The sequence below is a fragment of the Streptomyces asoensis genome, assembly GCF_013085465.1.
Lineage (GTDB): Bacteria > Actinomycetota > Actinomycetes > Streptomycetales > Streptomycetaceae > Streptomyces > Streptomyces cacaoi_A.
This window is the reverse complement of sequence record NZ_CP049838.1, coordinates 2,842,944-2,867,456: the sequence shown is the minus strand read 5'-3', so window position 1 is coordinate 2,867,456 and position 24,513 is coordinate 2,842,944. Positions and strand designations below refer to the sequence as shown.

The 24,513-nt window shown below is 72.5% G+C and carries 29 protein-coding genes; 23 read left to right on the top strand and 6 right to left on the bottom strand.

Annotation, left to right across the window (positions count from 1 at the left end; all coding sequences use genetic code 11):
• The first annotated feature begins 59 nt into the window (after positions 1-59).
• From G9272_RS12875 to G9272_RS12865, 3 genes are all read left to right on the top strand, one after another.
• Positions 60-1,079, top strand: coding sequence for an ABC transporter ATP-binding protein (locus G9272_RS12875; RefSeq protein WP_171396708.1), 1,020 nt, complete (start codon positions 60-62; stop codon positions 1,077-1,079).
• A 94-nt stretch (positions 1,080-1,173) separates the two neighbouring features.
• The gene (locus G9272_RS12870; RefSeq protein ID WP_171396707.1) at positions 1,174-2,001 is read left to right on the top strand and encodes an ABC transporter permease; all 828 of its coding nucleotides are present in this window, start codon (positions 1,174-1,176) and stop codon (positions 1,999-2,001) included.
• A gap of 34 nt (positions 2,002-2,035) precedes the next feature.
• Positions 2,036-2,725 (top strand): DUF2567 domain-containing protein, encoded by a 690-nt coding sequence (locus tag G9272_RS12865; RefSeq protein ID WP_171396706.1) that lies wholly within the window; start codon positions 2,036-2,038, stop codon positions 2,723-2,725.
• Between the two features lie 380 nt (positions 2,726-3,105).
• On the opposite strand, the gene ybaK is transcribed toward G9272_RS12865, so the two are convergent.
• The 4 genes from ybaK to G9272_RS12845 form a co-directional block, all read right to left on the bottom strand.
• Positions 3,106-3,609, bottom strand: coding sequence for a Cys-tRNA(Pro) deacylase (ybaK, locus tag G9272_RS12860; protein WP_171396705.1), 504 nt, complete (start codon positions 3,607-3,609; stop codon positions 3,106-3,108).
• An 8-nt stretch (positions 3,610-3,617) separates the two neighbouring features.
• Positions 3,618-4,358 (bottom strand): LON peptidase substrate-binding domain-containing protein, encoded by a 741-nt coding sequence (locus G9272_RS12855; RefSeq protein ID WP_171396704.1) that lies wholly within the window; start codon positions 4,356-4,358, stop codon positions 3,618-3,620.
• 11 nt (positions 4,359-4,369) lie between these two features.
• A complete protein-coding gene (locus G9272_RS12850) occupies positions 4,370-5,416 on the bottom strand; it encodes a hypothetical protein (RefSeq protein WP_171396703.1) in 1,047 nt (348 codons plus the stop codon).
• Between the two features lie 126 nt (positions 5,417-5,542).
• Positions 5,543-7,132 carry an oxidoreductase gene (locus tag G9272_RS12845; RefSeq protein WP_171396702.1) on the bottom strand — a complete coding sequence of 530 codons (1,590 nt, stop codon included), beginning with the start codon at positions 7,130-7,132 and terminating at the stop codon, positions 5,543-5,545.
• Positions 7,133-7,300: 168 nt separating this feature from the next.
• Here G9272_RS12845 and hisD point away from each other — a divergent pair, with 168 nt between their 5' ends.
• The 10 genes from hisD to G9272_RS12795 all read left to right on the top strand — a co-directional run bounded on the left by hisD (position 7,301) and on the right by G9272_RS12795 (position 15,351).
• A complete protein-coding gene (gene hisD, locus G9272_RS12840; RefSeq protein ID WP_171396701.1) occupies positions 7,301-8,626 on the top strand; it encodes a histidinol dehydrogenase in 1,326 nt (441 codons plus the stop codon).
• Positions 8,623-9,732, top strand: coding sequence for a histidinol-phosphate transaminase (locus tag G9272_RS12835; RefSeq protein ID WP_171396700.1), 1,110 nt, complete (start codon positions 8,623-8,625; stop codon positions 9,730-9,732). The genes hisD and G9272_RS12835 overlap by 4 nt, the downstream gene beginning before the upstream one ends.
• Positions 9,729-10,322 (top strand): imidazoleglycerol-phosphate dehydratase HisB, encoded by a 594-nt coding sequence (gene hisB, locus G9272_RS12830; RefSeq protein WP_171396699.1) that lies wholly within the window; start codon positions 9,729-9,731, stop codon positions 10,320-10,322. The genes G9272_RS12835 and hisB overlap by 4 nt, the downstream gene beginning before the upstream one ends.
• 4 nt (positions 10,323-10,326) lie before the next feature.
• Positions 10,327-10,491: a hypothetical protein gene (locus G9272_RS12825; RefSeq protein WP_020129896.1), complete on the top strand. Its 165-nt coding sequence runs from the start codon at positions 10,327-10,329 to the stop codon at positions 10,489-10,491.
• A complete protein-coding gene (gene hisH, locus G9272_RS12820) occupies positions 10,488-11,141 on the top strand; it encodes an imidazole glycerol phosphate synthase subunit HisH (RefSeq protein WP_437184268.1) in 654 nt (217 codons plus the stop codon). Before G9272_RS12825 ends, hisH begins: the two co-directional genes overlap by 4 nt.
• Entirely contained in the window at positions 11,138-11,872 is a 735-nt protein-coding gene (gene priA / locus G9272_RS12815) for a bifunctional 1-(5-phosphoribosyl)-5-((5-phosphoribosylamino)methylideneamino)imidazole-4-carboxamide isomerase/phosphoribosylanthranilate isomerase PriA (RefSeq protein ID WP_171396697.1), read from the top strand. Before hisH ends, priA begins: the two co-directional genes overlap by 4 nt.
• Entirely contained in the window at positions 11,869-12,267 is a 399-nt protein-coding gene (locus G9272_RS12810) for a RidA family protein (RefSeq protein WP_171396696.1), read from the top strand. Before priA ends, G9272_RS12810 begins: the two co-directional genes overlap by 4 nt.
• The gene (gene hisF, locus G9272_RS12805; protein ID WP_171396695.1) at positions 12,264-13,019 is read left to right on the top strand and encodes an imidazole glycerol phosphate synthase subunit HisF; all 756 of its coding nucleotides are present in this window, start codon (positions 12,264-12,266) and stop codon (positions 13,017-13,019) included. The genes G9272_RS12810 and hisF overlap by 4 nt, the downstream gene beginning before the upstream one ends.
• Before the next feature lie 125 nt (positions 13,020-13,144).
• Entirely contained in the window at positions 13,145-13,732 is a 588-nt protein-coding gene (locus tag G9272_RS12800; protein ID WP_171396694.1) for an ArsR/SmtB family transcription factor, read from the top strand.
• Between the two features lie 14 nt (positions 13,733-13,746).
• The gene (locus G9272_RS12795) at positions 13,747-15,351 is read left to right on the top strand and encodes an MFS transporter (protein ID WP_171396693.1); all 1,605 of its coding nucleotides are present in this window, start codon (positions 13,747-13,749) and stop codon (positions 15,349-15,351) included.
• Between the two features lie 6 nt (positions 15,352-15,357).
• Here the strand turns inward: G9272_RS12795 and G9272_RS12790 are convergent, their stop codons facing one another.
• Both G9272_RS12790 and G9272_RS12785 read right to left on the bottom strand, forming a co-directional pair.
• Positions 15,358-15,756 carry a VOC family protein gene (locus G9272_RS12790; RefSeq protein WP_171396692.1) on the bottom strand — a complete coding sequence of 133 codons (399 nt, stop codon included), beginning with the start codon at positions 15,754-15,756 and terminating at the stop codon, positions 15,358-15,360.
• 11 nt (positions 15,757-15,767) lie between these two features.
• Positions 15,768-16,403, bottom strand: a complete 636-nt coding sequence (locus G9272_RS12785; protein ID WP_171396691.1) for a TIGR03085 family metal-binding protein — start codon at positions 16,401-16,403, stop codon at positions 15,768-15,770.
• 139 nt (positions 16,404-16,542) lie between these two features.
• On the opposite strand from G9272_RS12785, the gene hisI reads away from it, so the two are divergent.
• The 10 genes from hisI (at position 16,543) to G9272_RS12735 (ending at position 24,440) form a co-directional block, all read left to right on the top strand.
• The gene (gene hisI / locus G9272_RS12780) at positions 16,543-16,935 is read left to right on the top strand and encodes a phosphoribosyl-AMP cyclohydrolase (protein WP_171396690.1); all 393 of its coding nucleotides are present in this window, start codon (positions 16,543-16,545) and stop codon (positions 16,933-16,935) included.
• Positions 16,936-16,946: 11 nt separating this feature from the next.
• Positions 16,947-18,434 (top strand): anthranilate synthase component I, encoded by a 1,488-nt coding sequence (locus G9272_RS12775; protein ID WP_171396689.1) that lies wholly within the window; start codon positions 16,947-16,949, stop codon positions 18,432-18,434.
• Positions 18,435-18,527: 93 nt separating this feature from the next.
• Positions 18,528-19,175, top strand: a complete 648-nt coding sequence (locus G9272_RS12770; protein ID WP_171396688.1) for a TIGR02234 family membrane protein — start codon at positions 18,528-18,530, stop codon at positions 19,173-19,175.
• Between the two features lie 168 nt (positions 19,176-19,343).
• Positions 19,344-19,595, top strand: a complete 252-nt coding sequence (locus G9272_RS12765; RefSeq protein ID WP_171396687.1) for an HGxxPAAW family protein — start codon at positions 19,344-19,346, stop codon at positions 19,593-19,595.
• A gap of 100 nt (positions 19,596-19,695) precedes the next feature.
• Positions 19,696-20,163: a DUF2752 domain-containing protein gene (locus G9272_RS12760; protein WP_171396686.1), complete on the top strand. Its 468-nt coding sequence runs from the start codon at positions 19,696-19,698 to the stop codon at positions 20,161-20,163.
• A 149-nt stretch (positions 20,164-20,312) separates the two neighbouring features.
• Positions 20,313-21,122, top strand: coding sequence for an indole-3-glycerol phosphate synthase TrpC (gene trpC, locus G9272_RS12755; protein WP_171396685.1), 810 nt, complete (start codon positions 20,313-20,315; stop codon positions 21,120-21,122).
• Positions 21,123-21,144: 22 nt separating this feature from the next.
• Positions 21,145-21,387 (top strand): tryptophan biosynthesis modulator TrpM, encoded by a 243-nt coding sequence (gene trpM / locus G9272_RS12750; protein ID WP_142263752.1) that lies wholly within the window; start codon positions 21,145-21,147, stop codon positions 21,385-21,387.
• A 56-nt stretch (positions 21,388-21,443) separates the two neighbouring features.
• On the top strand, positions 21,444-22,727 hold the full coding sequence (gene trpB / locus G9272_RS12745; protein WP_171396684.1) for a tryptophan synthase subunit beta: 1,284 nt from the start codon (positions 21,444-21,446) through the stop codon (positions 22,725-22,727).
• The gene (gene trpA / locus G9272_RS12740) at positions 22,724-23,560 is read left to right on the top strand and encodes a tryptophan synthase subunit alpha (protein WP_171396683.1); all 837 of its coding nucleotides are present in this window, start codon (positions 22,724-22,726) and stop codon (positions 23,558-23,560) included. The genes trpB and trpA overlap by 4 nt, the downstream gene beginning before the upstream one ends.
• Positions 23,561-23,663: 103 nt before the next feature.
• Positions 23,664-24,440, top strand: a complete 777-nt coding sequence (locus G9272_RS12735) for a thioredoxin domain-containing protein (RefSeq protein WP_171396682.1) — start codon at positions 23,664-23,666, stop codon at positions 24,438-24,440.
• The last annotated feature ends 73 nt before the right edge of the window (positions 24,441-24,513 follow it).

Sequence of the window (24,513 nt, the reverse complement as noted above, 5' to 3'; positions counted from 1 at the left end):
GGCCGCCCGGGACGCCCCGACGGCGAGCGACGGTCCGTGACCCCGTAGTCTCGTTCTTTGTGAGTACGCGCGCGGCACCGCCCATTCGGCACAGGGACGAGGTCGTGTGTGCCGTGCGCGGGCTGACCAAGACCTATCCGGCGGTCCGGGGCCGGCGCGGCACTCCCGCGACACCCGAGGTCCGGGCCACCGACGACGTACGGCTGGACATCCGGCGCGGTGAGATCTTCGGCCTGCTCGGGCCGAACGGCGCCGGGAAGACCACCCTCGTACGGCAGATGACCGGGCTGATGCGGCCCGACACGGGCAGTGTGGAGATCCTCGGGCACGACATCGTGCGCCACCCCGAGCGGGCCGCGCGGATCCTCGCCTACCTCGGGCAGGAGTCCAGCGCCCTCGACGAACTCACCGTCTCGCTGGCCGCCGAGACCACCGGACGGCTGCGCGGCCTCGACGTGCGCGCGGCGCGCCGGGAGCGGGACGCCGTCCTCGACGAGCTGGGTCTCACGCCGATCGCCGGACGGCCGCTGCGCAAGCTGTCCGGCGGACAGCGGCGGCTGGCCTGCTTCGCGACCGCGCTGGTGGGGGAGCGGCCCCTGCTCGTGCTGGACGAACCGACCACCGGGATGGATCCGGTGGCCCGGCGGGCCGTGTGGGCCTCCGTGGACCGGCGGCGGGCCGAGCGTGGGACGACCGTGCTGCTCGTCACCCACAACGTCATCGAGGCGGAGACCGTCCTCGACCGGGTCGCCGTCATCGACCAGGGCCGGGTCATCGCCTGCGACACCCCCACGGGGCTCAAGGAGCAGGTCGCCGACGAGGTGCGGGTCGAACTGGTGTGGCGGGAGCGGGCGCCGCTGGACGTGCCCGAGGTCGCCGCGCTGCGCGAGCGGGCCGTGGAGTCGGGCCGCCGCTGGACACTGCGGCTGGCTCCCGACGAGGCCCGCGCGGTCGTCGCCACCGTCACCGGCGGAGCCGCCTTCGCCGCCCTGGACGACTTCACGCTGGCCACACCGAGCCTGGAGGACGTCTATCTGGCGCTGGGCGGGGCGGCACGGCAGGGGCTGGTGCGGGCATGAGGGCGGCGAGAGCGCGGGGCGCCGAGGTGAGCGCGCGAGCCTCCGGGCCCGTATGGGACGGTAGGGGAACCGTAGGGAAGAGGAGCAACGTCACGTGAGTGTCGTACCCGCCGAGGTTCTGCCGGGAAGCGCCCGGGCCGTCACACAGACGGTGCCCCGCGCCGCCGCCGCCGAGCTGGCCCCCCGCGCGCGGCTGTGGCCGTCGCTGGTGGCCGTGTACCGGGCGCAGCTGTCCCGGGCCCGGGTGGCGCGCATCCCGCTGCTGTTCGTGGCGACCTTCCAGTCGGTCGGCATCCTGATCATGATGCGGGGCGTGGTGGACGGGGGCCGCGAGGCGGAGGCCGTGGTGGCGGGCTCCGCGGTCCTCGTTGTCGCGTTCGTCGCGCTGAACCTGCTCGCGCAGTACTTCGGACAGCTGCGGGCGAGCGGCGGGCTGGACCACTACGCGACCCTTCCGGTGCCGCCGGCGGCCGTGGTGCTCGGGGCGGCGGGCGCGTACGCGTCCTTCACCGTGCCGGGGACCCTGGTGACCGCGGTCTTCGGATGTGTGCTGTTCGGGCTGCCGTTCACCCATCTGTGGGTGCTCGCGGCCGTGATCCCGCTGGCCGGCGCCGCGCTGTCCGGGCTGGGCGCGGCCTTCGGGCTGCTCGCGCCGCGGCCGGAGCTGGCCACCGTGCTGGGGCAGCTCGGCATGTCGGCGGCGCTGCTGCTGGGCGTGCTGCCGCCGGACCGGATGCCGGAGGCGGTGCGCTTCGCCCGCGATCTTCTGCCGTCGACGTACGGGGTCGAGGCGTTCGCCCGGACCTTCCGGGCCAGTCCCGACTGGGCGTTCGTCCTCGGCGACCTCGCCGTGTGCGCCGGGGTCGGCGTCGTTTCGCTGGCCGTCGCCACCTGGGCGTACCGTCGGGCCGCCGTCCGGTGACGCGCGGCACAGGCGCGCCTGGCACGATGTCAGGGTGACCGCACCGCTGACTCCGCCTCCGCCGCCGCACGAGCCCTCCCCGCACACGGCCTGGCCGCCGTCGCCCGGCGGGTACGCGGGGGTGGCCACCGCGCCCCATGACGTCGCGTACGGACAGGACGGGCCCGGCATGAAGACCGAACTGCGCGAAGCCGCCGTCATCACGGTGGCGGTCGCGCTCGCCGGGGCGCTGCTCGGCCTGCTGTGGGTGTGGCTGGCGCCGAAGGTGCCGCTCGTCGGTGACCTGGTGGACGACAACTGGGTCGTCTACTTCAAGGACACCGAGGGGGAGCAGGCGATCGGCGTGGACGGGACGTTCACGCTGCTGGCCCTGGCGTGCGGGGCCGTGAGCGCCGCGGCCGTGTTCCTGTGGCGGCGGCGTGGTGGAGTGCCGCTGGTGATCGCTCTCGCCGTCGGGGGGTTCCTCGGGTCGTTGCTGGCGTGGCGGCTGGGGGTGTGGCTGGGGCCCGACTCCGACGTGATCGCGCATGCGCGGTCGGCGGGCAAGGGGGTCACGTTCTCCGCTCCGCTGAAGCTCGGGGCGAAGGGGGCGTTGTTGGCGTGGTCGTTCGCCGCGGCGCTGGTGCATCTGGGGCTCACGTCGTTGTTCGGGCCTCGGGATCCGGATCCGTATCTGGCGCATATGGGTGCGCCCAAGGACGGGTACGGGGCGCCGATGGGCTAGCGGGGCTTTTCTCGCCCCCGCCGCCCCTTCCCGTCCCGACCCTGGGGGCCGCGCCCCCAGACCCCCGCTTTCGGCCTGGACGGCCTCGTCCTCAAGCGCCGGACGGGCTGTTCAGGTCCCGAACGGGCCTTGTCCTCGAGCGCCGGGACGGGCTGTTCAGGTCCCGGACGGGTCTTGTCCTCGAGCGCCGGGACGGGCTGTTCAGGTCCCGGACGGGCCTCGTCCTCGAGCGCCGGGACGGGCTGTTCAGGTCCCGGACGGGTCTTGTCCTCGAGCGCCGGGACGGGCTGTTCAGGTCCCGGACGGGCCTTGTCCTCGAGCGCCGGGACGGGCTGTTCAGGTCCCGGACGGGCCTTGTCCTCGAGCGCCGGACGGGCTGTCTATGCGCGGGCGATCTCCGACAGGACCGCTCCCGTGAGGCCGGCCAGGTCTGTCGGGGAGAGTTCTACCTCCAGGCCTCTGCGGCCTGCCGAGACGCAGATCGTGGGGTGGGTCGAGGCCGAGGCGTCCAGGACCGTGGGGAGCTTCTTGCGCTGGCCCAGGGGGGAGATGCCGCCTCGGACGTAGCCCGTGGTGCGTTCCGCGAGGGTCGGGTCGGCCATCGCCGCCCGTTTTCCGCCCACCGCCGACGCCAGGGCCTTCAGGTCCAGGGAGCCGGCCACCGGGACCACGGCCACCGTCAGGGTGCCGTCCACGTCCGCGACCAGGGTCTTGAAGACCCGGTCGGGGGAGACGCCCATCGCCTCGGCCGCCTCCTCGCCGTAGGACGGGTGGCTCGGGTCGTGGTCGTAGGCGTGAACCGTGAAGTCCACGCCCGCCGCAGTCAGGGCCACCGTCGCGGGCGTGCCGCCGGGCTGCTGCTGCTTCTTCGGCTTCTTCGCCATGCGGGCCTTCAGTTGAGACTGGTCGGGCCGCGCGTCAGGTCCGACGCGGGCAGCGAGGGCAGGCTGCGGATGATCGCCGTCTCCGCGCGCAGCAGCTTCAGCTCGTCCCGCAGGCGGGAGGCCGTGTCGGGGGCCTGGAGCAGGCGCTGCTTGGTCGGGGTGTCCAGCATCATCGCGGCCGCCACCAGGTACGACACCACCGACGGGTCGTCCGGGAGATCCGCGCCGGTGGTCAGCGAGCGCTCGCGGGCGCCCGCCAGGCGCTTCTGGTACTGGCGGAAGGCGCGCAGCACGCCTTCCGAGAGGGCGCCCGCCTCGTCGCCCGGGTCCTCGGGCAGTTCCTGGAGCTCGGCGGTCAGGAACGGGCCCGACGCGTCCACCGACAGCAGCTTCACGCGGGTCGTGCCCGTCGCCAGCACCTCGAAGGTGCCGTCGGCGCGCTCGCGGATCGTCGCCGCGTCGGCCACGCAGCCGACGTCGTGGAACGCCTTGAGCGGGGCGTCGCCGAAGCCGGCCGCGGGGCCGCGCTCGGGCAGCGCGGTCTGGTCGGGCAGGCCGTGGGAGCTGGGGGCCACCTCATGGCCGTCGCGGATCGCCACGACGGCGAACCGGCGCGATTCGTCCTCGGGGGTCTTCAACAGGTCGCGCATCATGGCGCGATAGCGCTCCTCGAAGACGTTGAGCGGGAGCACGAGCCCCGGGAACAACGCCGAGTTCAGGGGGAAGAGCGGCAGACGGACGGTGGTCACGACGCAGAAGCCTAGTGGTCCGTGGAGTGGGCTCGTTCGCCGTGCCCGATCCCCGGACGCCAGGGGGGCCGCTCGGACGGTCCCGAGCGCACTTCCTCGCGTACCGCCAGGAAGTGGCCGAGCGGGTCGTCCGACAGCCGGCCCCAGGGGAAGGACGTGGCGTACGGGCCGATCAGGCGCAGTTGCGCGAGGGCGTCGTCGTGGCGGTCCAGGCGGACCAGGACGTACGTCAGCACGTTGCGGATCTCGGCCGGCCACGGGTCGACGGACGGGAAACGGGCGGAGAGCGCGATGGCACGGTCGGCCGCCGCGTCCAGTCGCTCGCGCGGCACCTCGGGTCCGCAGCCGTCGGTCAGGTACGCGAATGCGGCCCGCGTCGGCAGCGCCTGGACGAGGGAGCCGGCCGGCGCGTCCTGTGCGGCCCGGTCGGCGAAGTCGAAGCACTCCCGGTGGGAGCCGTGCCACGACTCGGCCAGATAGCGCTTGGCGGCCACATGGCAGCCGTAGTGGTGCGGGGCGCGGCGGACCGCGGCCGACCACAGTTCGCCGAAGTACTTGTGTCCGGCACGGGTGCCGCGCGCGTGGTCCAGGGCGATCCGCCACGGCACCGGGTCGCGGACGTCGCTCTGCGCGGCGGCCGTGATCAGCGGGCTCACCTCGCGCAGCAGCTCGGCCCGGGCCGGGGAGCGCCAAGCCCGGTCCACCGCGAGCTGGGCGGCGACGAGCAGCACGTCCGGGTCGCGCGGGGCGGCGGCGCACCACTCCTCGAACCACTCCGACCGTGAGTGCGCGAAGGCCGCCAGCCGGGTTGCGTACCGGTCGCGGTACTCCCACTCGGCCCGTTCCCGGGTCCGGGCCATGAGCTGGGCGGCGGGCGCGTAGGCGCCCAGCCCGGCGGCGACCAGGGCGGGGCCGAGTCGGTCGTCGGGCACGTCGAGGAGCACCTCGTCGTCGGCGGGGAGCCCGGCGGCGCTGTGGGGGGCGGCGGCGTTCCGTGCCGTCCGGGATGTCCGGGAGGCGCGGATGAACGGGGGCAGCAGAGCCATGGTGCCGACCATTGAAAAGCCGCGGGTTCAGATTGCGCCAGAGGGTTCGGGTACCTTCACGAAAGTTGTACACCCGACGGTCAAGGGGCGGTAAAAGGTGACCGCGCCGCGACTGTACGTGAGCCCGCCGCCCGCCGGTCACCCCCGGCGCAGCAGTCGCGTGGCCCCCGCCGCCACCGTCGTCGCCAGGATCCAGCCCAGCAGGATCAGCGCCGACGACAGCCACTGCCAGCCGCCGCGCAGCTGCCACTCGCCGACCTGCCCGAGGTCGATGACCGGCAGCAGCAGGTCGAGGGCGAAGAGTGCGGGATTCCAGGGCGGGTGCCCGTCCCGGTGGACGGGCGGATGCGCGGCATGCGCGAAGGCCAGTGAGCTCGCCGCCCACAGCACCGCCATCCAGACGGCCGCCCGGCCCGGCCGGTACCCGTAGGCGACCGTCCAGTCCTGGACGTAGCCCCAGAGCTTCGCGGCCGGCGGCAGGGTCTCGCGGCGCCGCCGCTGCTTGGCCAGCAGCACCTCGCGGGCGTCCTCGTCCTCGCCGCCGGCCCGCAGCACGGTGGCCAGCCGTTCGTACGGCTCCGGGGCGTACTCGGCGGTCGCCGCCGCCACCCAGCGCAGCCGCTCGGCCAGCGGGAACGGGCCCTGCGGCACCAGGTTCTCGTACGCGAAGCCGCCCATGTGCACACTGCCGGGGCCCGGCCACGCGCTCGCCCGGTCCACGAGGTTGATCACCCGGGCGCCCGACAGGACCACCTTGCCGCGCGGCGGCCGCTCCCCGAGGAAGCGCAGCTCGGGCGTCTGCACCCGGCGCAGCGACAGCTCCTGGTCCTCCGTGAACACGAACCGGGCCCGCTCCAGGTCCACGGCGTCCCCGAACCGCCCGTCGTCCAGACGCACCCCGCCCCGGCACTCGAAGCGCTGGATGCGGGTCCCGCGCGCGGGTGTCGTGCCGCTCAGCGCCTGGCCGCCGACACCGGCCGGGGTCAGGTACAGCGAGCGCTCCACCGTCAGCTGGGGCGCGTTCAGCGCGAGCCGCGTGTACGGGTTGGCCAGCCGCGCCCCGCGCAGGCTCAGCGACACGCCGATCTTGGCGCTGCGCAGGCTCAGCTCGCCGTGCGATTCGAGCAGCTCGGCCTGGAGGTCCTGGCCGACCGTCAGGCCGTCGGCGGCGATCGAGCGGCCGCTGCGGTCGCGGTAGACGATCGCCTGGTTGAGCAGCAGGTCCGTGCCGATGTGCGCGTCGGTGAGCCGGACGCCGTTGTGGAAGCGGCAGCGGGGGAGGTGCAGATCCCCCTCGGTGTGCACCCGGGCCGCCTCCAGGCGCGGCACCGAGCAGTCCACCATCCGCAGGGTCGTGAACCGTGCCTCCGGCAGCAGCACCTCCCGCTCGAAGCGGCAGCGCTTCATCTCCAGGTACGGCACCACCGTGCCGCCCGCGAGGTCCAGGGTGCCGCTGATCTGCACGCCCGCCAGTTTCAGCGAGGCGACCCGGCCGGCCAGCGCGGGCGGCCCGGCCAGCAGCAGCCAGGCGACGATCCGCGCCCGTACGGTCCGCGACCCGCCCCACGGATGCCCGCCGTGCGGGTCGTCGACGACACTGTCCCCGCTGCTCAGGTCGTACACGCTGCCGTTGCGGAAGGCCTGCCACATGCCGGCCTCGGCGGCGGTCAGGTCGTCCGGCAGATCTCCCGGATCGTCTCCCGCGCGGATGCCCGCCCCCTCGGTCACACCATTCACCCCCTTCGTCACCCACAGATTTCGCACAGCTGTTCATGCCCGGTGAGTGACCCCCCGAACGCTAGACGTGAAGGTGATCCTCCGGATTCCGGTCAGGTTCTGTATCAGCCATTGATACGCGCGGACGACGCCCGATCCCGGTCTGAGAGAATTGACGGCGTGATCTCCCGAATCGATCTGCGCGGCGACGCCCTCCCCGAGGGACCCGCCCTGCGCGACCTGCTGCCCCGAGCCGACTTCGACGTCTCGGCCGCCCTCGAGAAGGTGCGTCCGATCTGCGAGGCCGTGCATCATCGGGGCGACGCGGCGCTGATCGACTTCGCCGAGAAGTTCGACGGGGTGCGGCTGGAGTCCGTACGGGTGCCGGCGCGGGCGATCGCCGACGCGCTCGAGCGGCTCGACCCGGCCGTCCGCGCGGCCCTGGAGGAGTCCATCCGCCGCGCCCGTCTCGTCCACCGCGAGCAGCGCCGTACGACGCACACGACCCAGGTCGTGCCCGGCGGATCGGTGACCGAGAAGTGGGTGCCGGTCGAGCGGGTCGGGCTGTACGCGCCCGGCGGCCGGTCGGTCTACCCGTCCTCCGTGGTCATGAACGTCGTACCGGCCCAGGAGGCCGGAGTCGAGTCCATCGCGCTCGCCTCTCCGGCGCAGGCCGAGTTCGACGGTCTGCCGCACCCGACGATCCTCGCCGCGTGCGCGCTGCTGGGCGTCGACGAGGTGTACGCGGCCGGTGGCGCCACCGCCGTCGCGATGTTCGCCTACGGCACCGAGTCCTGCGCGCCCGCCAACATGGTGACCGGCCCCGGCAACATCTGGGTCGCCGCCGCCAAGCGCTACTTCGCCGGCAAGATCGGCATCGACGCGGAGGCCGGCCCGACCGAGATCGCGGTCCTCGCCGACGAGAGCGCCGACCCGGCGCACGTCGCCGCCGACCTGATCAGCCAGGCCGAACACGATCCGCTGGCGGCCGCCGTCCTGGTCACCGACTCCGTCGAGCTGGCGGACGCCGTCGCGAAGGAACTGGAGCCGCAGGTCGCGGCCACCAAGCACGTCGAGGACCGGATCGTCCCGGCGCTCGCCGGCCGTCAGTCGGCGATCGTGCTGGTCGACGGCGTCGACGAGGGCCTGCGGGTGGTCGACGCGTACGGCGCCGAGCACCTGGAGATCCAGACGGCCGACGCCGCCGCCGTGGCCGACCGGGTGAAGAACGCGGGCGCGATCTTCGTCGGCCCCTGGGCGCCGGTGTCCCTGGGCGACTACGCGGCCGGGTCCAACCACGTGCTGCCGACGGGCGGCTGCGCCTGCCACTCCTCCGGGCTGTCCGTGCAGTCCTTCCTGCGGGGCATCCACATCGTCGACTACACGCGGGACGCGCTGGCCGAGGTCGCGCAGCACGTGGTGACGCTGGCGGAGGCGGAGGACCTGCCCGCGCACGGCGCGGCGATCAAGGCGCGGTTCGACTGGAAGGTACCGGCGAGCAAGTGAGCTTCGGAATCGACGATCTCCCCGTACGGGACGAGCTGCGCGGCAAGTCCCCCTACGGCGCGCCCCAGTTGGACGTCCCCGTACGGCTGAACACCAACGAGAACCCCTACCCGCTGCCCGAGCCGCTCGTCGAGCGGATCGCGGAGCGGGTGCGCGAGGCGGCCCGCAATCTCAACCGCTACCCGGACCGGGACGCCGTGGAGCTGCGCACGCGGCTCGCGCAGTACCTGACGGACACCTCCGGACACGCGGTCGGCCTGGCGAACGTGTGGGCTGCCAACGGCTCCAACGAGGTCATCCAGCAGCTGCTCCAGACCTTCGGCGGACCGGGCCGTACCGCGATCGGCTTCGAGCCGTCGTACTCGATGCACGGGCTCATCGCGCGCGGCACGGGAACCGGCTGGATCTCCGGTCCGCGGCGCGAGGACTTCACCATCGACCTGGCCGCCGCCGAGCGGGCCATCGCCGAGCACCGGCCCGACGTCGTCTTCATCACCACCCCCAACAACCCCACCGGCACCGCGGTCCCGGCCGAGACGGTCCTCGCGCTGTACGAGGCCGCGCAGCGCGCCAAGCCGTCGATGGTGGTCGTGGACGAGGCGTACATCGAGTTCAGCCACGGCGAATCACTGCTGCCGCTGCTCGAAGGTCGGCCGAATCTCGTCGTCTCGCGCACCATGTCGAAGGCCTTCGGCGCGGCCGGCCTGCGCCTCGGCTACCTCGCCGCGCACCCGGCGGTCGTGGACGCCGTCCAGCTCGTCCGGCTGCCGTACCACCTGTCGGCCGTCACCCAGGCGACCGCGCTGGCCGCCCTGGAACACACCGACACGCTGCTGAAGTACGTCGAGCAGCTCAAGTCGGAGCGGGACCGGCTGGTACGCGAGCTGCTCGCGATCGGCTACGAGGTCACGGCGTCCGACGCCAACTTCGTGCAGTTCGGGCGGTTCGAAGACGCCCACACCGTCTGGCGGCAGATCCTCGACCGGGGCGTCCTGGTCCGGGACAACGGCGTGCCCGGCTGGCTGCGCGTCACCGCCGGAACCCCCGAAGAGAACGACGCGTTCCTCGACGCGGTTCGTGATGTGAAGAAGGAGCAGAGGCCATGAACCGCGTAGGACGCACAGAGCGCACGACGAAGGAGACGTCGGTCCTCGTCGAGATCAACCTCGACGGCACCGGCAAGGTCGATGTGTCGACCGGCGTCGGCTTCTACGACCACATGCTCGACCAGCTCGGCCGGCACGGTCTGTTCGACCTGACCGTGAAGACCGACGGCGACCTGCACATCGACTCCCACCACACCATCGAGGACACCGCCCTCGCGCTCGGCGCCGCCTTCAAGCAGGCCCTCGGCGACAAGGTGGGCATCTACCGGTTCGGCAACTGCACGGTCCCGCTGGACGAGTCCCTCGCCCAGGTCACCGTCGACCTCTCCGGCCGGCCCTACCTCGTGCACACCGAGCCCGAGAAGATGGCGCCGATGATCGGCGAGTACGACACCACGATGACCCGGCACATCCTGGAGTCCTTCGTCGCCCAGGCGCAGATCGCGCTGCACGTGCACGTGCCCTACGGGCGCAACGCGCACCACATCGTGGAGTGCCAGTTCAAGGCGCTGGCCCGGGCCCTGCGCTACGCCTCCGAGCGCGACCCGCGCGCGGCCGGCATCCTCCCCTCCACGAAGGGCGCCCTGTAGAACCATGAGCGGACTGTCGACCATCCTGATCGTCGTCGGCCTCTTCCTGGTCGGCGGCATCTACTCCTTCGTCAAGCAACAGATGCCGAAGAGCCTGATCGTGCTGCTCTCGATCGGCGCCGCGATGTGCCTCGTCGCCGGCGTCGTGCGGCTGGAGGTGTGGAATTGAGCAGCGCCCCGAACAGCCCGAAGAAGGTCGTCGTCTTCGACTACGGCTTCGGCAACGTCCGTTCCGCCGAGCGGGCCCTCGCGCGCGCCGGGGCCGACGTCGAGATCACGCGTGACTTCGACACGGCCATGAACGCCGACGGACTGCTGGTGCCGGGCGTCGGCGCCTTCGCCGCCTGCATGCGAGGCCTCAAGGAGGCCCGCGGCGACTGGATCATCGGCCGCAGGCTGTCCGGCGGCCGCCCCGTGATGGGCATCTGCGTCGGCATGCAGATCCTGTTCGCGCGGGGCATCGAGCACGGCGTGGAGACCGAGGGCCTCGACGAGTGGCCCGGCGCGGTCGAGCCGCTCCAGGCCGAGATCGTGCCCCACATGGGCTGGAACACCGTCGACGCCCCGGCCGACTCCGAGCTGTTCGCCGGACTGGACGCGGACGCGCGCTTCTACTTCGTGCACTCCTACGCCGTGCAGGACTGGTCCCTCGACGTGCACAACCCGCTGCTGCGGGCGCCGAAGGTGACCTGGTCCACGCACGGCAAGCCGTTCGTGGCCGCCGTGGAGAACGGCGCCCTGTGGGCCACGCAGTTCCACCCCGAGAAGTCCGGCGACGCCGGAGCCCAGCTCCTCACCAACTGGATCGGAACACTGTGAGCAAGCTCGAACTCCTCCCCGCCGTCGACGTCCGCGACGGCCAGGCCGTCCGCCTCGTGCACGGCGAGTCGGGCACCGAGACCTCCTACGGCTCCCCGCTCGAGGCCGCCCTCGCCTGGCAGCGCTCGGGCGCCGAGTGGCTGCACCTGGTCGACCTGGACGCGGCGTTCGGCACCGGCGACAACCGGGCCCTGATCGCCGGGGTGGCCGAACGCATGAAGGAACTGCACATCAAGGTGGAGCTGTCCGGCGGCATCCGCGACGACGACACCCTCGCCGCCGCCCTGGCCACCGGCTGCACCCGGGTGAACCTGGGCACGGCCGCCCTGGAGACCCCCGAGTGGGTCGCCAAGGTCATCGCCGAGCACGGCGACAAGATCGCGGTCGGTCTGGACGTACGGGGCACGACCCTGCGCGGCCGCGGCTGGACCCGCGACGGCGGCGACCTCTACGAGACGCTGGCGCGTCTCGACAAGGAGGGCTGCGCGCGCTACGTCGTCACCGACATCGCCAAGGACGGCACGCTCCAGGGCCCGAACCTGGAGCTGCTGAAGAACGTGTGCGCCGTGACGGACCGGCCGGTCGTGGCGTCGGGCGGAGTGTCCTCCCTCGACGACCTGCGGGCCATCGCCGAGCTGGTGCCCCTCGGTGTCGAGGGCTCCATCGTCGGCAAGGCCCTGTACGCCAAGGCGTTCACCCTGGAAGAGGCTCTGGAGGCGGTCGCCCAGTGAGCGATGTACGACGCGTCGCGACCGGCGCGCCCTGGGAGGAGACCTTCGGGTACTCCCGCGCGGTGGAGCTGCCGAACGGCCTGGTGCTGGTCTCCGGGTGCACATCGATCGTGGACGGCGAGATCGCCGGCGGCGGCCCCTATGAGCAGACGGTCAACGCCTTCGGCGTCGCGTTCGCGGCGCTGGAGCAGCTGGGCCTCGGGCGGGACGACGTGGTGCGCACGCGCATGTACCTCACCCACGCGCGGGACGTGGACGACGTCGGACGCGCCCACAAGGAGCTGTTCGACTCCGTCCGGCCCGCCGCATCCATGCTCATCGTCTCCGGCCTCGTGGACCCCAGCCTGGTCGTCGAGGTCGAGGTGGAGGCCTATCGAGGAGGGTCCTCGGCATGACCCTTGCCGTACGAGTCATCCCCTGCCTGGACGTGGACAACGGCCGGGTCGTCAAGGGCGTCAACTTCCAGAACCTGCGCGACGCGGGCGACCCCGTCGAGATGGCCAAGGTGTACGACGCCGAAGGTGCCGACGAGCTGACGTTCCTGGACATCACCGCCTCGTCGGGCAACCGCGAGACGACCTACGACGTGGTGCGCCGCACCGCCGAGCAGGTGTTCATCCCCCTGACCGTCGGCGGCGGGGTACGCACCCCCGAGGACGTCGACAAGCTGCTGCGGGCCGGCGCGGACAAGGTGGGCGTCAACACGGCCGCCATCGCCCGCCCGGAACTGATCAAGGAGATCGCCGAGCGGTTCGGCAGCCAGGTGCTGGTGCTCTCGGTGGACGCCCGGCGGACCCCCGTGGGGACCTTCGAGGTGACGACGCACGGCGGCCGTCAGGGCACCGGCATCGACGCCATCGAGTGGGCGCACCGCGCGGCCGAGCTGGGCGCGGGCGAGATCCTGCTCAACTCGATGGACGCGGACGGCACCAAGGACGGCTACGACCTGGAGATGATCGCCGCCGTGCGCAAGCACGTGACGGTCCCGGTGATCGCCTCCGGCGGCGCCGGCAAGCTCGCCGACTTCCCGCCGGCCGTCGAGGCGGGCGCGGACGCGGTGCTCGCCGCGTCGGTGTTCCACTTCGGCGACCTGCGGATCGGCCAGGTCAAGAACGCGCTGCGGGGGGCGGGTCACCCGGTGAGGTGACGCCGTCGGCTTCGGAGTGAGCCCCGGTCGCCCGAGGGGTACCGGGGCTCTTGCTTCCGGAGTTGCGAAGGGAAAATTGCGCAAAATTTATTGTGCAACTTTTCTTTTGTATCTAGGCTGGAGGCATGGCTCGCGAAGAGAACCGGCCCATCACGGACCTGGGAACACTGAAGGCCCTGGCCCACCCGTTGCGCATGCAGCTGTACCGGGGACTGTGCGTGGCCCGTAAGGCCACCGCCTCGCAGCTGGCCGACCAGGTGGACGAGGCCGTGTCCCTGGTCAGCTACCACCTGCGCAAACTCGCCGAGCACGGTCTCATCGAGGAGGCCGGGACGCAGAGCGCGGACGGCCGGGAACGCTGGTGGCAGCCTTCGTCGGACGGCGTGAGCATCCGCGACAAGGACTTCCGGGACGCGCCTGAGCGCGCGGCGGCGCACCTGGCGGCCACCCGGCTCTTCCACGAGCAGCGGGCCGACATGTACCGCCGGTACCTCGACGAGCGGCCCACCTGGCGACCCGAGTGGAACGCCGCCGCCCCCGACAACGAGTCCCTCCTGCGCCTGACCGCGGCCGAACTTGCCGAACTGGGCGAGGAGTTGCTGGCTCTCGCCAAGAAGTACGACGAGAAGGGCCGGGCCGCCGACGCCGCAGGCGACACCGAGGGGCGGGAGAACGTCGCGCTGCACGTGTACGGATTCCCGTTCCGCACCTGAGGAAGGCCACCTCCGTGACCACCACCGCGTCCGTCGCACCTGCACGGGCCGACGTCGAGCGCCCCGCCCACCGCGACGGTGACGTGCTGCGCTGGCTCGCCGCCTACACGGCCTCGATGATCGGCGACAACGTCTACTACCTCGCGCTGTCCTGGGCGGCCGTACGAGCCGGTTCCCCCGCACAGGCGGGCCTGGTGATGACGGTGAGTGCCGTGCCGCGGGCGCTGCTGATGCTGGGCGGGGGAGTGATCGCCGACCGGTTCGGGCCGCGCCGGGTGGTCATCGGCAGCGACGCCACGCGCTGCGCGGCGGCCCTCACCGTGGCCGTCCTGTTCTTCGTCACCGACCCCGGGCTGTGGCCGCTGGCTGCGCTCGCCGTGGTCTTCGGCACGGTCGACGCCGTGTTCATACCGGCCGTGGGCGCTCTCCCCGCGCGCGTGACCAGCCGGGGCCAACTTGCGCGCGTGCAGGGCATGCGGGGCCTCGGGGCCCGGTTGGCGAGTGTCGTCGGAGGCCCGCTCGGCGGTCTCGGTGTGGCTCTGGGCGGTACGGCGACCGCCTTCGGACTGGCCGCGCTGCTGATCGCCGTGTCGATACCGCTGCTGATGTCCGTGCGCATACGTGAGCTACCGGCGGACGACAGGGCGGGGGCCGTCGGGACGGGGGAGCTGTCCGGCGGGGGCACAGCGGGGGTTGTCGGGATGGGGGAGCTGCCCGCCGAGGAGAAGGCGGGGGCCGGCGGGAGGAGGGAGCTGTCCGGCGCCGACGAGGCGGATGCCGTAGGGACGGGGGAGCTGCCGGTGGGGGACGCGGCGGGGGCCGTCGGGATGGGGGAGCTGTCCGTCGGGGACACGGCGGGGGACGGTAGGGCGAGTGGTGTCGGAGTGTGGGAGTCGTCGGCCGACGACCGGGCGGAGGCTGTTGATCCGCGCGGACCGTCCGCCGAGGACCAGCCGGTGGCCGTCGGGTCTCGGAATCCGTCCGGCGGGTCGGCGGAGGCCCGCGGCGGTACCGCCTGGCGGGATCTGGTGGGCGGTCTGCGCTACATCCGCGGTCACCGTGTTCTCGCCCCGCTGATGCTCGCCATCGCGCTCGGAGACCTCGGCTTCGTCGGACCGCTCAACGTGGGCCTGGCCCTGCTCGCCGACGAACGCGGCTGGGGCGCCTCAGGGATGGGCTGGACGCTCGCCGGGTTCGGCACCGGCGCGGGTGTCGCCTCCCTGCTGCTGGCCGTGCGCGGGCGCCTGCCGCACGCCGGGCAGGTCGCGGCGTACGCGATCCTCGCGGGCTCCGTCGCGATCGGCGCCCTCGCCCACGCGCCGGGCGTTCCCGCGGCTGTCGGCACCGCCGTACTCGTCGGGCTGCTCGCCGGACTCGGCGGCGCCCTGTGCGCGGCCTTGCTCCAGACCCAGTCGGACCCCGCGTACCTGGGTCGCGTCACCGCCGTCGCGAGTCTGGTCAGCCTCGGACTCGCTCCCCTCGGCATGCCGTTGTCCGCCGCGGCCATCGGCGCCTGGGGCACCGGCCCGGTCTTCGTCGTCAGCGCGGTGGTCTGCGGGCTCGGAGGCGTGGTGATCCTGTGCTTCGGGCACCTGCGCCGCGCCGAACTGCCCCGCTGATCCCCCTCACTCCTTCGGCTGAGTCAGCTGTACGAAGTTGCCCACCGTGTCGTCCAGGACGGCCGCGACGACCGGGCCCTGGTCCTGCGGAGGATGGGTGAAACGCACCCCCAGCCTCCGCAGCCGCTCGTACTCCGCGTCGAGGTCGTCGACCGAGAAGACGATGCACGGCAGCCCCGCCTCCCGCAGGGCTGCCCGGTACGGCTCCGCGATGGGGCCGTGGCCGGGCTCCAGCAGCAGCTGGAGATCCCGCTGGGCCCCTTCCGCCGCGCCCACGGTGACGAACAGCGTGCCCCCGCCGAGATCCATGTGCAGACGCGTCTCGAAGCCCAGGACCTCGGTGTAGAACGCGTGGGCCTTCGTGACATCGTCGACGTACACGCTGGTCATGGCGACCTTGATCATGGCCGGTCCTCTCAGATCCCGAGCTGCTTTCCGCTGTGCAGCCTGGTGATCGCTTCCTTCTCGCCGTCCAGCTCCACCTCCGCGGCGCTCTGCCGGCCGTACAGGAACAGCAGCAGCTCCGACGGCTCCCCGGTGGCCGTCACGACCGGCGTGCCCCGGTTGGCGACCGCCGTACGGCCGTCCGGGCGCCGCAGCACCAGGCCGGTCGGGGTGCCGCGGCCCATCAGACGGGCGGTGCGCTCCAGGCGGGACCACAGGGCGTCCTGGAAGACCGGGTCGAGCGCGCGCGGCGTCCAGTCGGGCCGGGCGCGGCGGACGTCCTCGGTGTGGACGTAGAACTCGATCGTGTTGGACGCCTCGTCGAGCTGCTTGAGCTGGAAGGGCGAGAAGCGTGGCGGACCCGTGCGGATCAGCTGGAGCAACTCCTCGTACGGCTTGGCGGCGAACTCCTCCATCACCTTGTCCAGGCGGGACGCGAGCTGCTTGATCAGAATGCCCCCGGCGGCGTCCGGGCGGCGCTCGCGCACCACCACGTGCGCCGCCAGATCCCGGGTCTGCCAGCCCTCGCAGAGGGTCGGGGCCTCGGGGCCCGCCGTTTCCAAGAGGTCGGCGAGGAGAAGTCGTTCACGCTTGGCGAAAGTCGACATGCCGTCAGCCTACGACTGCGCGGAAGGTCCGCCCACCCGTCGCCCGACCACCACCCCTCACCGAGTCGCTTCGCGCCGCTCCTTCCCATCCAGTGGACGCGACCCGTCACTGTCAGTGGCGCGCGGCACAATGGCAGACATGACCAGCACGCCCCCGCCCAGCAATCTCGACCCCCGGATCGCCGCGCGCCTCAAGCGCAGCGCCGACGGGCTCGTCCCCGCCATCGCCCAGCAGTACGACACCGGTGAGGTGCTCATGCTCGGCTGGATGGACGACGAGGCGCTGCACCGCACGCTCACCACCGGCCGTTGCACCTACTGGTCGCGCAGCCGCCGGGAGTACTGGGTCAAGGGCGACACCTCCGGCCACTTCCAGTGGGTCAGGTCCGTGGCCCTCGACTGCGACGCCGACACGCTGCTCGTCAAGGTCGACCAGGTGGGCGCCGCCTGCCACACCGGCGCGCGCACCTGCTTCGACGCCGACGTACTGGTCGAGAACGCCGATTCCGGCGTACCCGCCACGGATCAGTAAGGTCAGCCGCCATGGACCTCGAGACGTTCCGCAAGCTGGCCACCGACCGCCGCGTCATTCCGGTCACCCGCAAGCTCCTCGCCGACGGCGACACCCCGGTCGCGCTCTACCGCAAGCTCGCCGCCGAGCGCACCGGCACCTTCCTGCTGGAGTCCGCGGAGAACGGCCGCACGGCATTTCAATGGTCTCGATACTCCTTCGTGGGCGTACGCTCCGCCGCCACCCTCACCGCGCGCGACGGCCAGGCGCACTGGCACGGCACCCCGCCCGTCGGCGTCCCGGTGGACGGCGATCCGCTCGCCGCCCTGCGCGCCACCATCGAGACCCTCCACACCCCCCACGAGGAGGGCCTGCCGCCCTTCACCGGCGGCATGGTCGGCTACCTCGGCTACGACATCGTGCGCCGCCTGGAGAAGATCGGCCCCGGCGACCGCGACGACCTGCGGCTGCCCGAGCTGACCATGCTCCTGACCAGCGACCTCGCCGTCATGGACCACTGGGAGGGCTCCGTCCTGCTGATCGCCAACGCGATCAACCACAACGACCTCGACACGGGCGTCGACGAGGCCTACACGGACGCGGTGGCCCGGCTGGACGCCATGGAGGCCGACCTCTCCCGCCCGGTCGTCCAGCCCCCCGCCGTCCTCCCGCCCTCCGAACTCCCCGAGTACAGCGCCCTGTGGGGCGGCCCCGACTTCCAGGAGGCCGTCGAGGACATCAAGGAGCGCATCCGCGCGGGCGAGGCCTTCCAGGTCGTCCCCTCCCAGCGCTTCGAGACGGCGTGCACGGCGAGCGCGCTGGACGTCTACCGGGTGCTGCGGGCGACGAACCCCTCCCCGTACATGTACCTGTTCCGCTTCGACGGCTTCGACGTCGTGGGGTCCTCCCCGGAAGCCCTCGTCAAGGTCGAGGACGGGCACGCCATGGTCCACCCCATCGCCGGCACCCGGCACCGCGGGGCCACCCCGCAGGAGGACCAGGCCCTCGCCGACGAACTGCTCGCCGACCCCAAGGAGCGCGCCGAGCACCTCATGCTCGTCGACCTCGGCCGCAACGACCTGGGCCGGGTCTGCGAACCGGGCTCGGTCGAGGTCGTCGACTTCATGTCCGTCGAGCGGTACTCGCACGTGATGCACATCGTCTCGACGGTCACCGGGAAGGTCGCGGCGGGCCGCACCGCCTTCGACGTCCTCACCGCCTGCTTCCCCGCCGGCACCCTCTCCGGCGCCCCCAAGCCGCGCGCCATGCAGATCATCGACGAACTGGAGCCGTCCCGACGCGGCCTGTACGGCGGCTGCGTCGGCTACCTGGACTTCGCCGGCGACTCCGACACCGCCATCGCCATCCGCACCGCCCTGCTGCGCGACGGCACCGCCTACGTCCAGGCCGGCGCGGGCATCGTCGCCGACTCCGACCCGGTCGCCGAGGACCAGGAGTGCCGCAACAAGGCGGCGGCGGTCCTGCGCGCCGTCCACACCGCCAACCGACTGGCGAAATAGGGCGCTTCCGGACAGACGGCCGGGGCACATTTCGAAGATAGGACGCGTCTCACGTGAACCCCGGGTGACGGTTCGCCCGGGGTTCAGGCGATAGTGGAGTACGTGACTGCCGTTCCGCACCCCCGATCCGAAGCCGCCGCCCCCGGGTCCGGCCGCCGAAGCCTCGCGCTCGCCCTGCTGTTCGGCGCGCTGGGCTCGGCCGTGACCCTGCTGTCCACCCGGCAGCGCTGGTCGGAGGGCACGGCCACGGTGGCCGGCGGCGCCTTCCCGCTGACCGCCAAGGGCAGCGACGTCACGGGCGTGCCCGCGGCGCTCGCCATAGCGGGCCTCGCCGCGCTCGTCGCCGTCTTCGCCGTCCGCAGGGCGGGCCGCTTCGCGGTCTCCGCGCTGCTCGCGCTCTCCGGCGCCGGCATCATGGCCGCCGCCCTGCTCGGCGCCTCCGACGGCTCCGCGCTCGACGATCAGGCCGCCCGGGCCTCCGGCGACACCTCGGCGACCGTCGCCTCCTTCACCCACACCGGCTGGCCCTACGCCGCGGCCGCGGGCGGCGCCCTGATCCTCCTGGCCGGCCTGCTCGCCCTGCGCTACGGCCGCCTGTGGCCCGCGATGTCCGGCCGCTACGAACGCGACGGCACCCCGCGCCCCCGACGCGCGGCCAGGCCCCTCGACCCGGACCGGCCCGAGGACATCTGGAAGGCCCTGGATCGGGGCGAGGACCCGACGGGCGCGGGTCCCGCCTGAACACGACCGCGCGCGGAGCCCGGTCCACGTCCGGTCGCGCGGTTCCCGATGTGGTGAATCAGACGTGACCGGAGGCCACCCCCGCGTCCGTGACGCGCGCGGGTACGGGACAATGGACGACGAGCGTCCGGCTCGGACGGACACAGAGACAGCAATGAGGAGCAAGTCATGGCGGGCAGCAGCCACGGACACACCCCGGCCGCCTGGACCGGTGTCACCATCGTCTTCATCGGCTTCACCGTCGCGGGCGCTTTCATGGTGATGGCCGAGCCGCTCGGCTTCTGGGCCGGCATGGCGATCGTGGCCCTCGGTGGTGTCGTCGGCGGCATCATGCGCGCGATGGGCCTCGGCATGCCGAAGGAAGCCCACCCCGTGCACCAGGTCACGGCCACCCGCGAGCCGGCGGCCGCCGAGGCCTGAGCCCCGTACGACTTCGGCAGGACTTCCGCAGGACCTCGTGAGGGGCGGCCGGTGCACACCGGCCGCCCCTCACGCGCGCGTGGTGCCCCGGCGGGGCACAATGCGAGGCGTGAACGCCGACAGCCAGCGGGTGACACCCCGGCCACCCCGGACACCCCGGACACCCCCGGAAACCGTGCTCGGACGACTCGCGGTGCCCGCCGGGGTCCTCGCGGCCGTCGCCGGGGCCTTCGCCTACGTCGGGACCGTCGACCCCAACGAGCCCGGCCACTACCCGGTCTGCCCCCTCCTGCGTCTCACCGGCCTGTACTGCCCGGGCTGCGGCGGACTGCGCAGCGCGCACGCCTTCGTGCACGGGGACTTCGCCGCCGCCCTGCACGACAACGCACTGGCCGTCGTCGGCTATCTGGCCTTCGCGGTGGTGTGGACCGTCTGGGTGGTCCGTGCGGTGCGCGGACGCCCCGCGCGCGTGGAACCCACCTCGGTGCAGCTGTGGACGCTGGGCGCGTTCCTGCTGGTCTTCACGGTTGTCCGGAACCTGCCGTTCGGTGGCTGGCTGCATCCTTGATCAGCGGAGGAATGTCCAGGTAGTGGGACCGCCGTCAACCGGATGTGAGGCCTTCGCCTTCCTCCGGATACCATCGCAGTGACCACCTCTTTTCTACTGGTCGCTGGAACTGTCAACCGTCTCTCAACCGCTGGAAGGGGGCCGCTCGCGTGAGTGTGCTCGACGAGATCATCGACGGAGTCCGTGCCGACCTCGCGGAGCGGCAGGCGCGCGTCAGCCTCGACGAGCTCAAGGAGCGCGCGGCTAAGGCCCCCGCCGCCAAGGACGGGGTGGCCGCGCTCCGGGGCGACGGCGTCAAGGTGATCTGCGAGGTCAAGCGCTCCAGCCCGTCCAAGGGCGCGCTGGCCGCGATCGCCGATCCGGCCGGACTGGCCGCGGACTACGAGGCGGGCGGCGCGGCCGTCATCTCCGTCCTCACCGAACAGCGCCGCTTCGGCGGCTCCCTCGCCGACCTCGAGGCGGTCCGCGCGCGGGTCGACATTCCCGTGCTGCGCAAGGACTTCATCGTCACCTCGTACCAGCTGTGGGAGGCCCGCGCGTACGGCGCCGACCTCGCGCTGCTGATCGTGGCCGCCCTCGAGCAGCCGGCCCTCGAGTCGCTGATCGAGCGCGCCGTCTCCATCGGCCTCACCCCGCTCGTCGAGGTCCACGACGAGGACGAGGTGGAGCGCGCGGTCGACGCGGGCGCCAAGGTGATCGGCGTCAACGCGCGCAACCTGAAGACCCTCGAGGTCGACCGGAACACCTTCGAGCGCGTCGCCCCCGAGATCCCGGCCCACGTCGTCAGCGTCGCCGAGTCCGGCGTCCGGGGCCCGCACGACCTCATCGCGTACGCCAACGCCGGCGCCGACGCGGTCCTGGTCGGCGAGTCCCTGGTGACGGGCCGCGACCCGAAGACGGCCGTGGCCGACCTGGTGGCGGCGGGCGAGCACCCCGCACTCCGGCACGGTCGCGGCTGATCTCCCGGTAGGATCGGCCCCGATGACACCCACGACGACGGCCATGGACAGGTACGCCCGCCTCGCGCGCGGCTGCCGCCCCCGTGGCTGCCGCGCGCCCGCACGCCGGGTGCACGGCAGGCGCGTGCGGTACGTCATCGGGGACGAGCCCGGCCAGGTGAACGGCATGCGATGGCAGCGCCCCGTCAGGGGCGCGGGGCTCTTTCGGATGTGCGGCCACCGCCGCGCGGGCGCGACCAGCCACAACGGTCCCGCAGCCGACTGACCATCCCTGCCCCCACGGCGACAGTGTCCGACACACACTCACCGTGAGGTTTCCGCATGCCCAGCGAGTTCTTCATTCCCGACCCCGAGGGTCAGGTCCCCAGCGCCGAAGGCTACTTCGGCGCGTTCGGCGGCAAGTTCATCCCGGAGGCCCTCGTCGCCGCCGTGGACGAGGTCGCCGTCGAGTACGACAAGGCGAAGCACGACCCCGAGTTCGCCCGCGAGCTCGACGACCTGCTCGTGCACTACACCGGCCGGCCCAGCTCCCTCACCGAGGTGCCGAGGTTCGCCGAACACGCCGGCGGTGCCCGGGTGTTCCTCAAGCGCGAGGACCTCAACCACACCGGCTCCCACAAGATCAACAACGTGCTCGGGCAGGCGCTGCTCACCCGGCGCATGGGCAAGACGCGCGTGATCGCCGAGACCGGCGCCGGCCAGCACGGCGTGGCGACGGCCACCGCCTGCGCCCTCTTCGGGCTCGAGTGCACCATCTACATGGGCGAGATCGACACCCAGCGCCAGGCACTCAACGTGGCGCGCATGCGCATGCTGGGCGCCGAGGTCGTGTCCGTGAAGTCCGGCAGCCGCACGCTGAAGGACGCCATCAACGAGGCCTTCCGCGACTGGGTCGCCAACGTCGACCACACCCACTACCTGTTCGGCACGGTCGCCGGACCGCACCCCTTCCCGGCGATGGTGCGCGACTTCCACCGCGTCATCGGCGTCGAGGCCCGCCGCCAGATCCTGGAGCGCGCCGGCCGCCTCCCCGACGCGGCGGTCGCCTGTGTCGGCGGCGGCTCCAACGCCATCGGCCTCTTCCACGCCTTCATCCCGGACGCCGGCGTCCGGCTCATCGGCTGCGAGCCGGCCGGTCACGGCATCGACACCGGCGAGCACGCGGCGACCCTGACCGCGGGCGAGCCCGGCATCCTGCACGGCTCGCGCTCGTACGTCCTCCAGGACGACGAGGGCCAGATCACCGAGCCGTACTCCATCTCGGCGGGCCTGGACTACCCGGGCATCGGCCCCGAGCACTCCTACCTCAAGGACAGCGGCCGCGGCGAGTACCGCGCGGTCACCGACGACGCTGCCATGCAGGCGCTGCGTCTGCTGTCGCGCACCGAGGGCATCATCCCGGCCATCGAGAGCGCGCACGCGCTGGCCGGGGCCCTGGAGGTCGGCAAGGAGCTCGGCAAGGACGGGCTGATCGTCGTCAACCTGTCCGGTCGCGGCGACAAGGACATGGACACGGCCGCCCGGTACTTCGGCCTGTACGACACCGACGCCGAGGTCGCCGCCAACGCGGCAGACACCGCCGAGATCGAAGGGGACGCCAAGTGAGCGGGGCCGAATTCACCGGTGGGAACAGCGGGCTGCTGTCGGACACCCTCGCCGACGCCAAGGCGGAGGGCCGCGCCGCGCTCATCGCCTACCTCCCGGCCGGGTTCCCGACCGTGGACGGCGGCATCGAGGCGATCAAGGCCGTCATCGAGGGCGGCGCGGACATCGTCGAGGTGGGTCTGCCGCACAGCGACCCCGTCCTCGACGGCCCGGTCATCCAGACCGCCGACGACATCGCCCTGCGCGGCGGGGTGCGGATCGCGGACGTGATGCGGACGGTCCGGGAGGCCTTCGAGGCCACCGGGAAGCCGATCCTCGTCATGACGTACTGGAACCCGATCGACCGCTACGGCGTCGAGCGCTTCACCGCCGAGCTGGCCGAGGCGGGCGGCGCGGGCTGCATCCTGCCCGACCTGCCCGTCCAGGAGTCGGCGCTGTGGAGGGAGCACGCGCAGAAGCACGGCCTCGCGACGGTCTTCGTGGTGGCGCCGAGCAGCAAGGACGCCCGGCTCGCGCAGATCACCGAGGCGGGCAGCGGCTTCGTCTACGCCGCCTCGCTGATGGGGGTCACCGGCACCCGTGAGTCGGTGGGCGCGCAGGCCCATGACCTGGTCGAGCGGACCCGGGCGACCGGCACCGGCCTGCCCGTCTGCGTCGGCCTCGGCGTCTCCAACGCCACGCAGGCCGCCGAGGTGGCCGGCTTCGCCGACGGCGTGATCGTCGGCTCGGCCTTCGTCAAGCGGATGCTGGACGCGCCGGACGACGCGGCCGGTGTCGAGGCGGTCCGCGAGCTCGCGGGCGAGCTGGCGAAGGGCGTGCGCCGACAGGCGTAGGCGGGACAGGCGTAACAGAGCGGGACATTTTCTCCGGGTCACTCGAACGGGTGGACCTGGGGTCGGGGAGGCGCAATGCGCCTCCCCGGTTCGTTCTGGGGGTGTGAGCGAGAAGAATCGTGCGGGAAAGCGCACCGCCAGGGAGCGGCTGGCGGACGAGCGAGAGAAACAGAAGGCCGCGGAGCGGCGACGGCGGACGCTGATCGTCGCGTCGAGCGTCGTCTGCGTCCTGGGTCTGGCGGCGGTGATCGGGGTCGTCGCGGCGAACTCGGGCAAGGACGACAGCAGCGACAAGGCGGGCCCGGTCGTGGCCCCCTCGGGGGCGCAGGGCGAGGACGCGCTCGCGATCCCCGTCGGCAAGGACGGCGCCAAGTCCACGCTCACCGTGTGGGAGGACTTCCGCTGCCCGGCGTGCAGGGCCTTCGAGGCGGCGTACCGCCCCACGATCCATGAGCTGACGGACGCCGGGAAGCTCAGGGTCGAGTACCACCTGGCCACGCTCATCGACGGCAACATGGGCGGCAGCGGCTCCCGTAACGCGGCCAACGCGGCGGCGTGCGCGCAGGACGCCGGGAAGTTCCCCGCGTACCACGACGTGCTGTACGAGAACCAGCCGAACGAGACGGACGACGCCTTCGCCGAGAACAGCAAGCTGATCGGGCTCGCGGCCAAGGTCGACGGCCTCGACACGCCCGCGTTCCGCACCTGTGTCGAGGACGGCACGCACAACAGCTGGGTCGCCAAGTCCAACCAGGCCTTCCAGAACGGCCATTTCGGCGGCACTCCGACCGTGCTGTTCAACGGCAAGAACATCTACGCCGACCAGTCGATGACGCCGGCCAAGCTGAAGCAGATGGTGGAGGAAGCCGACAAAGGGTGACCAGGGCTGAGGCCCTGCACACCCGCCCGTTATGGAGCCGTAGCCGGGCTGCCCGTCGTCGGCCCGGTCCGGC

Coding starts and splice junctions, on each gene's coding strand:
- G9272_RS12765 (WP_171396687.1), top strand. CDS start 19,344: ATGGCGGGCAGCAGCCACGGACACACCCCGGCCGCCTGGACCGGTGTC.
- G9272_RS12775 (WP_171396689.1), top strand. CDS start 16,947: ATGGACCTCGAGACGTTCCGCAAGCTGGCCACCGACCGCCGCGTCATT.
- G9272_RS12790 (WP_171396692.1), bottom strand. CDS start 15,756: ATGATCAAGGTCGCCATGACCAGCGTGTACGTCGACGATGTCACGAAG.
- trpB (WP_171396684.1), top strand. CDS start 21,444: ATGCCCAGCGAGTTCTTCATTCCCGACCCCGAGGGTCAGGTCCCCAGC.
- hisF (WP_171396695.1), top strand. CDS start 12,264: ATGACCCTTGCCGTACGAGTCATCCCCTGCCTGGACGTGGACAACGGC.
- G9272_RS12785 (WP_171396691.1), bottom strand. CDS start 16,403: ATGTCGACTTTCGCCAAGCGTGAACGACTTCTCCTCGCCGACCTCTTG.
- ybaK (WP_171396705.1), bottom strand. CDS start 3,609: ATGGCGAAGAAGCCGAAGAAGCAGCAGCAGCCCGGCGGCACGCCCGCG.
- trpM (WP_142263752.1), top strand. CDS start 21,145: ATGACACCCACGACGACGGCCATGGACAGGTACGCCCGCCTCGCGCGC.
- G9272_RS12800 (WP_171396694.1), top strand. CDS start 13,145: ATGGCTCGCGAAGAGAACCGGCCCATCACGGACCTGGGAACACTGAAG.
- hisB (WP_171396699.1), top strand. CDS start 9,729: ATGAACCGCGTAGGACGCACAGAGCGCACGACGAAGGAGACGTCGGTC.
- G9272_RS12850 (WP_171396703.1), bottom strand. CDS start 5,416: ATGGTCGGCACCATGGCTCTGCTGCCCCCGTTCATCCGCGCCTCCCGG.
- G9272_RS12825 (WP_020129896.1), top strand. CDS start 10,327: ATGAGCGGACTGTCGACCATCCTGATCGTCGTCGGCCTCTTCCTGGTC.
- hisI (WP_171396690.1), top strand. CDS start 16,543: ATGACCAGCACGCCCCCGCCCAGCAATCTCGACCCCCGGATCGCCGCG.
- G9272_RS12760 (WP_171396686.1), top strand. CDS start 19,696: ATGCGAGGCGTGAACGCCGACAGCCAGCGGGTGACACCCCGGCCACCC.